Below are 13,901 nucleotides of genomic sequence, written 5' to 3'. Positions count from 1 at the left end.
GGAGGCCCGCTCACGTGATCCGCGGGTGGGCCTCCTCGATCGCGGTGACCTCGAGATAGTCGAGCATGTCCCGCTGCTCCTCCGGATCCAGGGCGCCGAACGCGGCGTACGCCTCCTCGCGCGCGTGGGTCGTCTCCGCCGCCAGCAGCGCGATGATCGCCGACCAGGCCAGCGACACCCGGTCGAAGAGCCGGGCCCGTCGCAGCGAGGTGAGCCGGGACAGCATCGCGACCTTCGTCGCCGCGTCGTCGTCGAGCGCGACCCGGTCACACAGCTCGAAGAGCGCCTTCCCCCGGTAGGGGTGCTCGGACTCGATCATCCGGGCCAGCTCGGCGTTGTCCATCCGGTCCACCGGCGGGGCCGGGCCGCGCCGCGGCAGCGAGGGGCTGGGTTCACCGTGCACGACTGTCGCGTCCGCTCTCGAAACCGTTGCCGGGCGCCTGCTGCGGCAACCCCGCCGTACGCGTGAAGGTCGGGAAGTCAGGCGCCGGCATCACCGGCTCCTCGACGTCGACCGGTGTCGCGCCCTCGGCGGCACGTGGGGCGCCGTCGTCGACGCCGCGGTCTCCATCCAGCACGTTATAGCCCTCCGTTACCGACTTACCGTGATGAAGTCCCATGAGATCACGCCCGCGCAAACCCCGCGACCCTGGTCACTCGACTCGACGACCGGTGTAACGCCCCGGCAACGCGTCGACTGGAGCAGCGAGCAGTCACCGAACGTGAACTCCGTACCCCAATAGATCTTGAAGTAACCGGGGCCTGATGACTCAACCGTGCCCGGCCAGGACCGATGTGTCTCGCCGGAGGTGGATCGTGGGTCGCAACGCTCTGTGGGACCGGGTTCGGGTCGTCGTCGACGACGCCGTCGTGCTCGCGTCGCTGGTTCTGCTCGCCTGGCCGGTGGCCGATCCCGCTCAGCCCGGCGGGCTGACGGGCCGCGTCGTGCCGCTGCTGGCGGTGCTCTGCCTGGGCCTGGCTGTCCTGCTGCTGGACAGCCGGCGCGGGGTCCTACGGTACGTCACCGTGGCGTCCGCCCTGGTCGTCGTGGGGATCCGGCACATCGCCGGTGACCTTCCGCCGGCCGCGACCTGGCTGGTCCTGCTGCTGGCGGGCGCCGGGGTGCTGCGGCAGTTCCTGGGCAACCGGATCGACCCGGACCGCAACCGGCAGCAGACGCTGCTCGCTCAGCAGGCCTTCCGGGACACTCTGACCGGCCTCGGCAACCGGCGCATGTTCGTCGAGTACGCCGAGGAGGTGCTGGCCGAGCCGGCGCGCACCAAGACCGCGGTGATCGTGGTCGACCTGGACGGCCTCAAGGAGGTCAACGACGTGCTCGGGCACGCCGTCGGCGACGATCTGCTGCGTGCCGCCGCGGAACGTCTCGCGCTGAACGTGCGTGCCAACGACACCGTCGCCCGGCTCGACGGCGACGAGTTCGCGGTGCTGCTGCCCGGCCTGGAGGACGAACAGGCCGCGGTCGCGGTGGCCGAGCGGGTGCTCACCGAGCTGCACCGTCCCCTGCAGCTGGCCGGGGTGGCGCTGACCATCCGGGCGAGCGCCGGGGTCGCGATCACCGACGGTTTCGACGGGCTGAACGGGGTGCTGCGCCGCGCCGACCAGGCTCTGCTGCGGGCCAAGCGGGACGGTGGCGGGGTCGCCCGCCGGTTCGACCCGGTGCTGTTCGCGAAGGCGGAGCAGCGTCGCCTGGCCGAGCAGGACCTGATGCGCGGCCTGGAAGCCGGCGAGTTCGAGGTGCACTACCAGCCGATCGTGGACCTGGACAACGGCGGCATCACCGTCGGTGTGGAGGCGCTGGTCCGCTGGCGTCACCCGGAGAAGGGCCTGGTCCCACCGGCGCTCTTCCTGGACCTGGCCGAGCAGCTGGGCCAGGTGCCGAGGCTCGGCGGCTGGGTGCTCGAGGAGGCCTGCCGGCAAGCGCTGGCGTGGCAGGACCGGCATCCCGGTTTCGAGATGAACGTCAACCTGTCCGCCTCCCAGCTGACCAACCCGAAGCTGATCGACGAGGTGCGCGAGGTGCTGGAGCGTACCGGCCTGCCCCCGCAGGACCTGGTGCTGGAGCTGACCGAGTCGGTGGCGCTGACCGACCTGGTCGAGTCGGCCCGGGTGCTGAGCCAGCTCAAGGAGCTCGGTGTCCGGATCGCCCTGGACGACTTCGGCACCGGTTTCTCCTCGCTCAGCCACCTCAGCACCCTGCCGGTGGACGTGGTCAAGATCGACCGCTCGTTCGTGCAGGCGATGCCGGAGACCGGCGGCGCGTCGGTGGCCGAGGCGGTGCTGCACATCGCCCGGACCTTCAACCTGTCGCCGGTGGCCGAGGGTGTCGAGGACGCCGGCCAGGCCGAGCGCCTCAAGGACCTGGGCGCCGGGCGCGCCCAGGGTTACCACTTCGCCCGGCCGATGCCGGCGATCGGGGTGACCGAGCTGCTCGACAAGCAGTCGGCCGAGGTCAAGCTGGAGCTGTAGCCCCCCGTACGGACTCTTCGATGAGCGGGAGACGTTTCCCGGCGTAGAGCATCAGGCTCAGGATCGCGCCGAGGATCGCCAGGCCGCCGGCCGCGTACCAGGCGATGGTGTAGTTGCCGAACTGGTCACGCGCGAGGCCGGCGGCCGTGGCCGCGGCGGCCGCGCCGAACTGGTGCGAGGCGAAGACCCAGCCGAACACGATCGGCCCGGCCGCGCCGAAGTACTCCCGGCAGAGCGTCACGGTCGGCGGCACGGTGGCCACCCAGTCCAGCCCGTAGAAGAGGATGAAGATCAGCATGCTGGGGTGGGCGGTCGCGGCGAACAGCGACGGCAGCGTCAGCAGCGACAGCCCGCGCAGCGCGTAGTAGGCGCCGAGCAGGATCCGGCTGTCGACCCGGTCGGTGAGCCAGCCGGACGCGATGGTGCCGATCACGTCGAAGACGCCGACCAGCGCGAGCAGCGTCGCCGCGGTGGTCTGCGGCATGCCGTGATCGTGCGCGGCCGGGATGAAGTGGGTGCCGACCAGGCCGTTGGTGGTCGCCCCGCAGATCGCGAAACCACCGGCGAGCAGCCAGAACGGCCGGGTCTTGGCGGCGTCCCGGAGCGCGCGGAGGGCGTTTCCGGCGGCGCCCCCGGCCGGCGACACCTTCTCCTCGATCTCGGTGGCCCCGAGGGCGGGCACGTTCAGGTCGGCCGGATGGTCCCGCAACTTCCACCACAGCAGGGGTACGACACCGAGCGCGGCCACCGACACGGTGAGCGCCGCCGTCCGCCAGCCGTCCGACTCGACGATCCGGGACAGCACCGGCAGGAAGATCAGGTTTCCGGTCGCCCCGGCCGCGGTCAGCACCCCGGTGACCAGGCCGCGGTGCTTGACGAACCAGCGCCCGGTGATGGTCGCCACGAAGCCCAGGGCCAGCGAGCCGGTGCCGAGCCCGACGAGCACGCCCCAGCAGAGCACGAGTTGCCAGCTCTGGGTCATCCACAGGGTCAGCCCGGAGCCGGCCGAGACCAGCAGCAGCGCGGCCATCGCGACGCGGCGGATGCCGAACCGGGCCATCAGGGCCGCGGCGAACGGCGCCGTCAGGCCGTAGAGCAGCAGGTTCACCGACACGGCGGCGGAGATGGTGCCGAGGGACCAGCCGAACTCGTCGTGCAGCGGCTGGAGCATGACGGACGGGGTGGCCCGGAAACCGGCCGCCCCCAGCAGGGCGATGAAGGTGACCGCGGCGACGGCCCAGGCGGGATGGAAACGTCTCACGGCACCGATCCTTCTTCCTCACGCGCGTTCGGACGAGTGGCCCGAGGGCCATCATGCGCAAGAATCGAGCCATGCGTCATCTGATTGCGGTATTGGTGCTCGACGGCCTGGTGCCCTTCGACCTCGGCACCCCCACCCAGGTTTTCCTGTCCGCCCGGGACGAGACCATGACCAGGTTGTACGACGTGCGGGTCTGCGGCCCCGGACCGGTCACCGCCGAGGCGGGCTTCACCGTCGTCCCCGACCACGGCCTGGAGATGCTGGAGGCCGCCGACACGGTGATCGTCCCGGGCATCCACCGGGGCGGCCCGGTCACCGACGGCACACTGGACCCGGCGGTACGGGAGGCGCTGGTCGCCGCCGCGGCCCGGGGCGCCCGGATCGTCTCGATCTGCACCGGCGCGTCGGTGCTGGCCGCGGCCGGTCTGCTGGACGGGCGGCCGGCCGCCACCCACTGGGCCTGGGCGGAGCGGATCGGCGGGCTCTACCCGCGGGTCGCGTGGGACTTCGACGTGCTCTTCGTGGACGACGGCGACGTGCTGACGTCGGCCGGGGTGGGCGCCGGGGTGGACCTGTGCCTGCACATCATCCGTACCGACCACGGCGCCTCGGTGGCGAACCGGACGGCCCGGCGCTGCGTGGTGCCGCCGTGGCGGGACGGCGGCCAGGCGCAGTACATCGAGCGCCCGGTGCCCGCCGCGAACGGCGCCGGCACCGAGGGCACCCGGGCGTGGGTGCTGGACCGGCTCGCCGACCCGGTGAGCCTGGAGGAGATGGCCGGGCACGCCCGGATGAGCGTGCGCACGTTCACCCGCCGGTTCCGCGACGAGACCGGGCTGAGCCCGCGGCAGTGGCTGCTCCGCCAGCGGGTCGAGCACGCCCGCATCCTGCTGGAGTCGACCGACCTGGCGGTCGACGCGGTGGCCCGCAGGTCCGGGCTGGGCAGCGCGACCGCCCTGCGTCAGCACATGCACGCCACGATCGGGGTCGCCCCGTCCGCTTACCGCCGTACTTTCCGGCACTGAGCCTCACGCTCAGTTCCGCCCGGAAGTGTCCGACTGGATCACTGAGCCCTCTTATCCGCCCCCGCTGAGGAACCCATGGATCAGACCTTCCGCCCGCTGCTCGACGCCCTCAAGCAGATCGGTGTGGACCCCGCCGCGGTCGACCGAGCCGCGGCGGAGGCCGAACGAAGCGGCCGATCGGCTCGGGCCGTCCTGATCAACGATCAGGTGGTCACCGAGGAGCAGCTGACCCAGGCGGCGGCCGCCGCCTTCGGCATCAACACCCTGGACCTCGTCGGCTACACCCCGGATCCGCAGGCCCTGAAGCGGATCCCGTTGCCCGTGGTGCTCCGCCACCGGGTCCTCGGCCTGGCCATCAACGACGGCGAGCTGGTCGTCGGCGTGACCGACCCGGCCGACGTGGTGGCCCTGGACGACGTGCGGGCCGCCACCGGCATGACGATCCGGCCGGTGGTGGTGGCCCGCAGCGAGGTCCGCCGGATCATCGAGAAGCTCCAGCGTGAGGGCGCCGACCTGGCCGACCTGGCCGACGACGGGCTGGACGACCAGGCCGGCATGGCCGCACAGGCGACCAGCAGCGACGACGCGCCGATCGTCCGTTACGTGAACAGCCTGATCGAGCAGGCCGTCATGAACCGCGCCTCCGACCTGCACCTGGAGCCGACCGAGGACGACATGCGGGTCCGCTACCGGATCGACGGCGTGCTGCACGAGGTGGACCTGGTCCCCCGGGGCGTGATGAACGCGCTGATCTCCCGCATCAAGATCATGTCCGGGGTCGACATCACCGAGAAGCGGATCCCGCAGAACGGCCGCATCACCGCGATGATCCGCGACCGTACGGTCGACCTGCGAACCGCCACACTGCCCACGGTCTGGGGCGAGAAGATCGTGCTCCGTGTCCTGGACACCGGCGGCATCGACCTCGACCTGGCCAAACTCGGCTTCACCCAGCACAATCTGAAGCGCTTCTCCGAGTCGTTCAGCAAGCCGCACGGGATGGTGCTGGTGACCGGGCCGACCGGTTCCGGCAAGTCGACGACGCTGTACGCCACCCTCGGCAAGATCAGCCGGCCCGAGGTCAACGTGATCACCGTCGAGGACCCGGTCGAGTACCGGCTGCGCGGCATCAACCAGGTGCAGGTCAACGCGAAGGCCGGACTGACCTTCGCCGCGGTGCTGCCGGCCATTCTGCGTACCGACCCGGACGTCGTGCTGATCGGTGAGATCCGGGACGGCAACACCGCGCAGATCGCGGTCGAGGCCGCGCTCACCGGTCACCTTCTGCTCTCCACTCTGCACACCAACGACGCGCCGGGCGCGGTCACCCGTCTCACCGAGATGGGCATCGAGCCGTTCCTGGTCGGGTCGTCGCTGGACTGTGTGCTCGCCCAGCGTCTGGCCCGGCGGATCTGCGACTGGTGCAAGGAGCCGTACACGCCGACCGAGGAGGAGATCCTGGGCGCCAACTGGCCGCTGCAGGACCTGGCCTTCCCGGAGGTGCTGTACAAGCCGGTGGGCTGCCGGAACTGCGCGAACACCGGGTACAAGGGCCGGATCGCGATCCACGAGGTGATGCAGGTGAGCCCGGAGATCGAGTCGCTGACCATCAAGCGCGCCTCGGCCGGCGAGATCCGCGAGGTCGCTCTCAGCCAGGGCATGTACGACCTGCGCGCCGACGGTCTGGTGAAGGCCGCGGGCGGGCTGACCTCGATCCGGGAGGTCTCCCGGGTGGCCGTCTAGCGCACCTGTTCCGCTACTAAACCCGGTCCCGGCGTTGCCGATTCAACTGGCGTCGGAAACACCGAGGACGGACCGGGAGGGTACGGATGGACACGCTCCAGTACGACGGGCAACAGGCGGAGTACGCGCCCGCGCCCGCGGACGGTCTGGACGTGCTGGACCAGATGCTCGTCACCCTGGTCCAGTCGGGCGGGTCCGACCTGCACCTGACGGTCGGCTCCCCGCCGATGATGCGGGTGCGCGGAGAGCTGCGGGCGGTCCCCGGATACGGCCGGCTCAACGGCGCCGACACCGAGCTGCTGGCCCGCGCGGCCGTCAGCCCCGCTCAGTGGGAGACGTTCCTCACCGATCAGGAGCTCGACTTCGCGCACAGCATCGTCGGCGTCTCCCGGTTCCGCGGCAACCTCTACCGGCAGCGGACCTCGTGCGGCGCGGTCTTCCGGGCCATCCCGCACAAGATCAAGCCGCTGGACGAGCTGGGCATGCCCGAGTCGGTGGCCCGTTTCGCCCACCTGCCGCGTGGCCTGGTGCTGGTGACCGGACCGACCGGTTCCGGCAAGACCACCACCCTGGCGTCGCTGCTCGACCTGGCCAACCGCTCGCGGGCCGACCACATCATCACCATCGAGGACCCGATCGAGTTCCTGCACCCGCACAAGCGGTGTGTGGTGAACCAGCGGGAGGTCGGCACCGACACCGACACCTTCGCCTCGGCTCTCAAGCACGCGCTGCGGCAGGACCCGGACATCATCCTGGTCGGCGAGCTGCGTGACCTGACCACCACCTCCACGGCGCTGACCGCCGCGGAGACCGGTCACCTCGTGATGGCGACCCTGCACACGCAGAGCGCCACCCAGACCATCGACCGGGTCATCGACATCTTCCCGCCGCACCAGCAGCTGCAGATCCGCGCCCAGCTGGCGGCGAGTCTGCAGGGCGTGATCACTCAGGCGCTGGCGCCGACTGCCGACGGAAAGGGGCGTGCCGTGATCTGCGAGATCCTCACCGCCACCCCGGCCATCCGCAGCCTGATCCGGGAGGGCAAGACCCACCAGATCCCGTCCTTCATGCAGGCCGGTGGCTCCGAGGGCATGCTCGCCTTCGACCAGCACCTGGCCGAGAAGGTCCGCGAAGGCATCGTCAGCATGGCGGCCGCCCTGGAGATCTGCCACGGGGCCGACGAACTCAAGCGACTCGTGGGACGGAACTGATCCGATGGCGTCCACCAAGACATTCACCTATCACGCGATCGACGCCTCCGGTAAGAAGGCCAAAGGCACGATCGAGGCCCCCAACGAGGCGGCCGCCACGCACATGCTGCGCCAGCGCGGCGAGGTCCCGCTCGATCTGATCGAGGCGGGTCAGGGGCTCCAGAAGGAGCTCAAGATCCCCGGCCTGGGGAACCGCGTCAAGCTGAAGGACCTCGCGGTCTTCGCGCGGCAGTTCGCCACCATGACCGCGTCCGGCATGTCCCTGCTGCGGTCGCTGGCGATCCTCGAGGAGCAGACCTCGTCGCCGCCGCTGAAGAAGGCGCTCGGCGAGCTGCGCGGCGACGTGGCCGGCGGCGCCGGGTTGTCGGCCTCGATGGCGAAGCACGACCGGGTCTTCCCGCGCCTGATGATCGCCATGATCCGGGCCGGTGAGGCCGGCGGTATGATCGACAAGGCCCTCGAGCAGATCGCCGAGAGCCTGGAGAAGGACACCGCGCTCCGCGGCAAGATCAAGAGTGCGCTGACGTATCCGGCGATCGTCCTCGGCTTCACCTTCGTGATGATCGCCGGCGTGCTGATCTTCATCGTCCCGATCTTCGAGGCGATGTTCAAGAGCCTCGGTGGCGAGCTTCCCGCGATCACCCAGTTCCTGGTCACCGCCAGCCACAACATGGGCTGGATCGGTCCGCTGGTGCTCGGCGTCATGTTCGGGACCAGCTTCTTCTACAAGCGGCAGATGCGCGACAGCGAGGAGTTCCGCCTCAAGGTCGACCGGCTGAAGATCCGGCTCCCCGTCTTCGGCCCGCTCCTGCGCAAGCTCGCCATGAGCCGCTTCTCCCGCAACCTCGGCCTGCTCCTGAACGTCGGTGTTCCGGTCATGCAGGCGCTGGCGGTGGTCGGTGAGACCACCGGCAACGAGGTGATCAATGCCGCGATGAAGGACGTGCAGTCGACCGTTCGTGACGGTCAGCCCATGTCTTCGGCGCTACGGCATCATTCGATCTTCCCCGAGATGGTCACTCAGATGGTCGAAGTCGGTGAAGAGAGCGGTCAGATCAGTCAGATGCTCGACAAGATTGCCGACTTCTACGACCGCGAGGTCGATGAGGCCGCGGAATCCCTGACCGCATCGATCGAACCCATCATGGTGCTCGTCATGGGCACCGTGGTCGGCGGCATGGTGATCTGCCTTTACCTGCCGATGTTCACGATCTACCAGAACATCCAGAGCTGACGGCCCCGCAACGAAGCGACAGCCGAATTCTCCGGCCGACTCCCGACGGCCGGCTGGCACACACGGGCGCCAAGGCTCGGTGCCCCCCTTCCCCGCCCCACCATCCCCATGCCATGGAGGACACCCCAAATGCAGGATGTCATCGCCCGTCTCCGTGCCGGCAAGAAGAACGACGAAGGCTTCACCCTCATCGAGCTTCTGGTCGTCGTGGTCATCATCGGCGTCCTGGTCGCCATCGCCGTCCCGGTCTACCTGAACTACCGTCAGGGCGCCGCCGACAAGTCGGCCCAGTCCGACGTGCGTGGCGCGATCAGCGCGGTCGAGCAGTTCTACACCGAGAACGGCAACAAGTACCCGACCGGCCCGCTCACCCTGACCAACGACGACGGCACCAAGACCCAGCTCAAGCTCTCGACCGCGACCGGTGAGAAGCAGGCCATCACGCTGTCGGACAAGACCCAGATCACCTACGTGAACGGCACCGTCGCCGGCACCTACAAGATCTGCGCCACCAACTCCGGCGGCAGCGGCAAGAAGTACATCTACGACAGCGAGAAGGGCGGCTCGGTCCAGCAGGGCGCGACCACCCTGAACATGACCACCTGCCTCTGACGCAACCGCTCGGGTGGCGCCGTCGCCGGCGCCACCCGGCCCCGCACCGATCACGAGCCCGAGGAGGACCGCCATGCCCGAGACCCCGCTGTTCGGCATCGTGGCTCTGCTCGGGCTCGCGATCGGTTCCTTCCTGAACGTCGTCATCCACCGGGTCCCCGACAACAAGTCGCTGGTCCACCCGGGATCCCGCTGCCCGCGGTGCGAGAACCCGATCCGGGCCCGGCACAACGTCCCGGTGCTCGGCTGGCTGATGCTCCGCGGCAGGTGCGCCGACTGCGGCGAGCCGATCAGCGTCCGCTACCCGCTCGTCGAGGCCGGCACCGCGGCTCTGTTCGTGGCCGTCGCGGCACGGTTCGGCTGGTCCTGGGAACTGCCCGCCTACCTCTACCTCGCCGCCGTCGCCATCGCTCTCACGATGATCGATTTCGACCGGATGCGACTGCCCAACAAGATCGTCATTCCCTCGTACGGCGTGGCGGCCGTCCTGCTGACGCCGGTCTCGATCCTCGCCGGCGACCCGGAGGCGCTGCTCCGCGCCGCCGGCGCCGCTCTGGCCCTCTACCTGCTCTACCGGTTCCTGGCGATCTTCGGCCTGGGCGGCGGCGACGTGAAGCTGGCCCCGCTGCTCGGCTTCTACCTCGGCTGGCTCGGCTGGGACGCGGTGGTGGTCGGCGCCTTCGCCGGCTTCGTGATCGGCGGACTGCCCGCCATCGCGCTGCTGATCAGCCGGAAGGTCCAGCTCAAGTCGAAGATCCCGTTCGGCCCGAGCATGCTGGCGGGCGCGCTCCTGGCGGTCTTCGCCGGCACGCCACTCGCCACCTGGTACCTCGAACAGCTCCAGCTCCCACCCGTCTGACACCCGAGAAGGCCGTCTGACACCCGAGAAGGAAGGAACACCGATGGCTGGCTCTACGCCGATCGGGCTCGACATCGGCTCGTCCTCCATCCGGGCCGTGGAAGTACGCCGGAACAAGGACGACTACACACTGATCAACTTCGGCCAGTTCCCGCTGGAGGCGGGCACCGTCGCGGCCGGGGTGGTCCAGGACCCGGGCACCGTCACGGCAGCCCTCAAGCAGCTCTGGGCGGCGTCGAAGTTCGGCAGCAAGAAGGTCACCCTCGCGGTCACCAACCCGCAGCTCGTGGTCCGTGAGACGTCGGTCGCCAACCTGCCGCAGAGCCAGATGCGCCAGGCCCTGCCGTTCCAGGTCAAGGAGCAGCTCCCCCTCGCGGTCGAGCGCTCGCTGCTGGACTTCTACCCGCTCGAGCAGCCCGGCGACAACCCGACCGTACGCGGCCTGCTGATCGCCATGCCCAAGGACGCGGTGCTCGCGCTCGTCCAGGCGGTGCAGAAGGCCGGCCTCAAGGTGGTCGGCGTCGACCTCGCCTCGTTCGCCATGCTGCGCTCCGCCTCGCGGCTGGACGCCCAGGTCGAGGCGATCGTGGACATCGGCGCCAACATCACCAGCGTCGTCGTGCACGCGGACGGCGAGCCGCTGTTCGTCCGTACCCTGCCCCGGGGTGGCTCGGAGATCACCGAGAACATCGCGACCCGGCTGGGCCTGCCGACCGCCGAGGCCGAGGCGCTCAAGTGCCGGTTCGGCCTGCACGGCGACGGCAACCCGGACACGGTGGCCGCCCTGGTCGACGCGGTGCGCCCGCTCTCCAGCGAGCTGCGCAGCTCGTTCACCTACCTGGCCTCCGGCGAGCGGCAGAAGCAGGTCACCCGGATCTCGCTCTGCGGTGGCAGCGCGCTCATGCCCGGCCTCGCCGAGCACCTGCAGGAGCAGCTCGGTGTCCCGGTGATGTACGCCGACAACGCGGCCCGCCTGCGTGACACGCGCAAGGCCCGGGAGCGTGGGTTCGACAGTTTCGTGCCGTCGGCGGCGGTGTCGATCGGCCTCACCCTCGGAGCGGCCTGATGAGCACCACCGCACTGATGCCCGTGGACCCCTCGGTCTCGCCGCAGCAGGCGGCCCGGGTCCTCTCCATCCGCGCCGACCTGCTGCCCCAGGAGATCCGGGACGGCCGGCGGTCCCGGCGGGTCCGTACCCTCATCGTGATCCTCGTGCTGCTCGTGGTGGCCGCCCTCGGCGCCTGGTACTGGCAGGCCGGCCAGGACAAGGTGGCCGCCGACGAGGAGTACGAGCAGATGTTCCAGACGCTGACCACCACCAAGGCGGCGCAGCGGACCGACGAGCTCAAGGCCCTGGTCGAGTACCAGGACGGCGGCGAGTCGCTGACCAAGGAGCTGAGCGCGCTCCAGGCCAAGGACCTCTCGTGGACCAACCTGGTCAACCTGATCCGGGACGAGGCCGTGGACGAGAAGGTGATCCTCACCGAGATCAGCGGCGGGCTCGCCACCGAGGACGCCACGGCCACCGACACCTCCGAGGCCGGCACGCTGGCCGTGTCCGGCTGGGCCGAGAACAAGAAGGTCGTCGCCGACTACGTCAACGAGCTGGGCACCCTGCAGCACGTGACCAACCCGTTCGTCACGAACGTCACCCGGGACGACCCGGCGGGCTACACCTTCTCGCTCACCCTGACCATCACCGACAAGGCCCTCTGCGGCCGGTTCACCAGCGACTGCCCGAGCGGAGGTAAGTGATGACCACCCGGCGCATCGACCAGATCTGGCTCTTCGGCGGCCTGGCCCTCATCATCCTGCTCGTGGTGGGCGGCTGGTTCATGATGATCAAGCCGCAGTACACGAGCCGGGACAGCGTGCAGGCGGACACCGCCGAGACCGAGACCCAGCTGCTCAAGGAGCAGAAGCGGCTCACCGAGCTGAAGACCGAGCTCAAGAAGATCACCGAGTACAAGGCCGACCTGCTCACCGCGCAGCAGGCCCTGCCGTACCACAACACCACCAACAAGATCCCCGAGTTCCTCAAGCAGCTGCAGACCCTCGGCCTCCAGTACCAGGTGGAGGTCAGCGGGTACGCGGCGACCGGCGAGGAGACCTCGTCGACCACCCCCACGGTGACCGAGCTGCCGATCACGCTCAACATCGAGGGTCCGGTCGACAACATCATGAAGCTGGTCAAGCACCTGCAGACCGAGCAGCCGCGAGCCCTGCTGATCGAGAACGCCAAGCTGACGGTGGCCGGCGACAAGTCGGAGCTGTCGCTCACCCTCAAGGCCTTCATCACCTCGACGAAGACCGCGTCCGTCAAGTCCTGACCCGGATCATCGAAAAGCCCCTGTTCTCGACCGAACAGGGGCTTTTCGCCGCACCTCGCCCGCAACCGGACGGCACTCCGGGGCCGGAGGCGCCCGCCGATCGGTGAGGTGACACGAGAAAGGGCCCCACGATGAACCAGAACCTGATCCTGATCGCCGACGACGACAGCGACGTCCGCGACCTTCTTTCCGTGACACTGGAGGCGGCCGGCTACCGCGCTCTCGGCGCCAAGGACGGCAACACGGCGGCCCGCATCCTGACCGTGGCCAAGCCGGTCGGCATGATCACCGACGTACGGATGCCGGCCATGAACGGGATGGAGCTGTGCAAGCTGGCGCGCAACACCCCGGCGATCCGCGACATGGCGATCCTGATGGTCTCCGGCAACAGCCACACCTACGACGTCAACGCCGGCATGACAGCGGGCGCCGACGGCTACCTGTCCAAGCCGATCGCGCCGCGCGATCTGGTGAGCCGGCTGCAGACCCTGATCAGCAAGCGCCATCTGGGCGCCTGACCGTCCTCACACGACCATTCTCCTGTGCGATTCCTATGGATCGCGGCCAAACCCTCGCATACCACCGAAACGACAGTTATCGTTGCGTTCGGCCCGTGCCGTTCCCCCCGTAGCGGCACGGGCCCCTGATCAACGCACGACGAGGCGCAGGTCGGCGGTGACCACCTGCCCGGGGCCGTCACCGGCCGCCACGGTCCGCAGGGCCACCTCGTCGATCGGGCCGGTGACCGTGACCAGGGCGGTCCGGCCCAGGTCGACGAACTCCATCGCCACACCGCCCGCGTACTCGATGGCCGAGACCGTCAGATCCCCGGCGACCGGGCGGCCCGAGGCCGGCCGCAGCTCGACCGTCGCACCGAGCCGGACCATCCCGGCGACACAGCGCACCGTGCACCGAAGCGACGTCGGCGACAGCTCCTTGATCTCGAACAGCTGCAGCTGCGGTTGGTCATCCATTGCCCGCCTCCCGAACTACTCGATCCGCTCGCGCTGGGCCACGGCGGCCGTCGTCGGCATGCACGTTCTCCCCGTTACCTTTTTGATCGTCCCCGATGGGGACTGCTCGGTCGCTCGGTCCGGTATGACTTACCGCCCCTGTCGTACGCATGATCCGGGGGGTGT

Annotated in this window: 15 protein-coding genes; 11 read left to right on the top strand and 4 right to left on the bottom strand. The window is 69.5% G+C overall.

Translation table 11 applies throughout. The annotated features are described in order from the left end of the window. Positions 1-10: 10 nt before the first annotated feature. Together BM290_RS45505 and BM290_RS45500 are read right to left on the bottom strand one after the other, a co-directional pair. Positions 11-403, bottom strand: coding sequence for a hypothetical protein (locus BM290_RS45505; RefSeq protein WP_239143937.1), 393 nt, complete (start codon positions 401-403; stop codon positions 11-13). Beyond that, positions 393-578, bottom strand: a complete 186-nt coding sequence (locus BM290_RS45500; RefSeq protein ID WP_093622251.1) for a hypothetical protein — start codon at positions 576-578, stop codon at positions 393-395. The genes BM290_RS45505 and BM290_RS45500 overlap by 11 nt, the downstream gene beginning before the upstream one ends. Before the next feature lie 238 nt (positions 579-816). Here BM290_RS45500 and BM290_RS45495 point away from each other — a divergent pair, with 238 nt between their 5' ends. Next, complete coding sequence (locus tag BM290_RS45495) at positions 817-2,487, top strand: putative bifunctional diguanylate cyclase/phosphodiesterase (protein ID WP_093622250.1); 1,671 nt, start codon at positions 817-819, stop codon at positions 2,485-2,487. Here the strand turns inward: BM290_RS45495 and BM290_RS45490 are convergent. Then, the gene (locus BM290_RS45490; RefSeq protein ID WP_093622249.1) at positions 2,471-3,748 is read right to left on the bottom strand and encodes an MFS transporter; all 1,278 of its coding nucleotides are present in this window, start codon (positions 3,746-3,748) and stop codon (positions 2,471-2,473) included. The genes BM290_RS45495 and BM290_RS45490 overlap by 17 nt on opposite strands. A gap of 53 nt (positions 3,749-3,801) precedes the next feature. On the opposite strand from BM290_RS45490, the gene BM290_RS45485 reads away from it, so the two are divergent. From BM290_RS45485 to BM290_RS45440, 10 genes are all read left to right on the top strand, one after another. Next, positions 3,802-4,773 carry a GlxA family transcriptional regulator gene (locus tag BM290_RS45485; RefSeq protein WP_093622248.1) on the top strand — a complete coding sequence of 324 codons (972 nt, stop codon included), beginning with the start codon at positions 3,802-3,804 and terminating at the stop codon, positions 4,771-4,773. A gap of 75 nt (positions 4,774-4,848) precedes the next feature. Further along, positions 4,849-6,516, top strand: coding sequence for a GspE/PulE family protein (locus BM290_RS45480; protein WP_093622247.1), 1,668 nt, complete (start codon positions 4,849-4,851; stop codon positions 6,514-6,516). An 86-nt stretch (positions 6,517-6,602) separates the two neighbouring features. Further along, the gene (locus BM290_RS45475; protein WP_093622246.1) at positions 6,603-7,727 is read left to right on the top strand and encodes a type IV pilus twitching motility protein PilT; all 1,125 of its coding nucleotides are present in this window, start codon (positions 6,603-6,605) and stop codon (positions 7,725-7,727) included. A 4-nt stretch (positions 7,728-7,731) separates the two neighbouring features. Further along, a complete protein-coding gene (locus BM290_RS45470; protein ID WP_093622245.1) occupies positions 7,732-8,961 on the top strand; it encodes a type II secretion system F family protein in 1,230 nt (409 codons plus the stop codon). Between the two features lie 129 nt (positions 8,962-9,090). Further along, complete coding sequence (locus tag BM290_RS45465; protein ID WP_093622244.1) at positions 9,091-9,573, top strand: type II secretion system protein; 483 nt, start codon at positions 9,091-9,093, stop codon at positions 9,571-9,573. A gap of 73 nt (positions 9,574-9,646) precedes the next feature. Continuing rightward, positions 9,647-10,432, top strand: coding sequence for a prepilin peptidase (locus tag BM290_RS45460; RefSeq protein ID WP_093622243.1), 786 nt, complete (start codon positions 9,647-9,649; stop codon positions 10,430-10,432). Positions 10,433-10,475: 43 nt separating this feature from the next. Next, positions 10,476-11,498 carry a type IV pilus assembly protein PilM gene (gene pilM / locus BM290_RS45455; protein WP_093622242.1) on the top strand — a complete coding sequence of 341 codons (1,023 nt, stop codon included), beginning with the start codon at positions 10,476-10,478 and terminating at the stop codon, positions 11,496-11,498. After that, the gene (locus BM290_RS45450) at positions 11,498-12,187 is read left to right on the top strand and encodes a hypothetical protein (RefSeq protein ID WP_093622241.1); all 690 of its coding nucleotides are present in this window, start codon (positions 11,498-11,500) and stop codon (positions 12,185-12,187) included. Before pilM ends, BM290_RS45450 begins: the two co-directional genes overlap by 1 nt. Beyond that, positions 12,187-12,762 (top strand): type 4a pilus biogenesis protein PilO, encoded by a 576-nt coding sequence (pilO, locus tag BM290_RS45445; RefSeq protein WP_093622240.1) that lies wholly within the window; start codon positions 12,187-12,189, stop codon positions 12,760-12,762. Before BM290_RS45450 ends, pilO begins: the two co-directional genes overlap by 1 nt. Positions 12,763-12,893: 131 nt before the next feature. Beyond that, positions 12,894-13,280, top strand: a complete 387-nt coding sequence (locus tag BM290_RS45440) for a response regulator (RefSeq protein WP_093622239.1) — start codon at positions 12,894-12,896, stop codon at positions 13,278-13,280. 129 nt (positions 13,281-13,409) lie between these two features. Here BM290_RS45440 and BM290_RS45435 read toward each other — a convergent pair whose 3' ends face one another. After that, the gene (locus BM290_RS45435) at positions 13,410-13,736 is read right to left on the bottom strand and encodes a hypothetical protein (RefSeq protein WP_093622238.1); all 327 of its coding nucleotides are present in this window, start codon (positions 13,734-13,736) and stop codon (positions 13,410-13,412) included. Between the last annotated feature and the right edge of the window lie 165 nt (positions 13,737-13,901).

This window comes from Actinoplanes philippinensis (genome assembly GCF_900113015.1).
In the GTDB taxonomy this organism is placed as follows: Bacteria; Actinomycetota; Actinomycetes; order Mycobacteriales; family Micromonosporaceae; genus Actinoplanes; species Actinoplanes philippinensis.
This window is presented reverse-complemented; position numbering and strand designations above follow the sequence as displayed.

Excerpts from the sequence above, each read along its gene's own strand:
- BM290_RS45460 (WP_093622243.1), top strand. The coding sequence starts at position 9,647 with ATGCCCGAGACCCCGCTGTTCGGCATCGTGGCTCTGCTCGGGCTCGCG.
- BM290_RS45435 (WP_093622238.1), bottom strand. The coding sequence starts at position 13,736 with ATGGATGACCAACCGCAGCTGCAGCTGTTCGAGATCAAGGAGCTGTCG.
- BM290_RS45440 (WP_093622239.1), top strand. The coding sequence starts at position 12,894 with ATGAACCAGAACCTGATCCTGATCGCCGACGACGACAGCGACGTCCGC.
- pilM (WP_093622242.1), top strand. The coding sequence starts at position 10,476 with ATGGCTGGCTCTACGCCGATCGGGCTCGACATCGGCTCGTCCTCCATC.
- BM290_RS45470 (WP_093622245.1), top strand. The coding sequence starts at position 7,732 with ATGGCGTCCACCAAGACATTCACCTATCACGCGATCGACGCCTCCGGT.
- BM290_RS45475 (WP_093622246.1), top strand. The coding sequence starts at position 6,603 with ATGGACACGCTCCAGTACGACGGGCAACAGGCGGAGTACGCGCCCGCG.
- BM290_RS45465 (WP_093622244.1), top strand. The coding sequence starts at position 9,091 with ATGCAGGATGTCATCGCCCGTCTCCGTGCCGGCAAGAAGAACGACGAA.
- pilO (WP_093622240.1), top strand. The coding sequence starts at position 12,187 with ATGACCACCCGGCGCATCGACCAGATCTGGCTCTTCGGCGGCCTGGCC.
- BM290_RS45450 (WP_093622241.1), top strand. The coding sequence starts at position 11,498 with ATGAGCACCACCGCACTGATGCCCGTGGACCCCTCGGTCTCGCCGCAG.
- BM290_RS45480 (WP_093622247.1), top strand. The coding sequence starts at position 4,849 with ATGGATCAGACCTTCCGCCCGCTGCTCGACGCCCTCAAGCAGATCGGT.
- BM290_RS45485 (WP_093622248.1), top strand. The coding sequence starts at position 3,802 with ATGCGCAAGAATCGAGCCATGCGTCATCTGATTGCGGTATTGGTGCTC.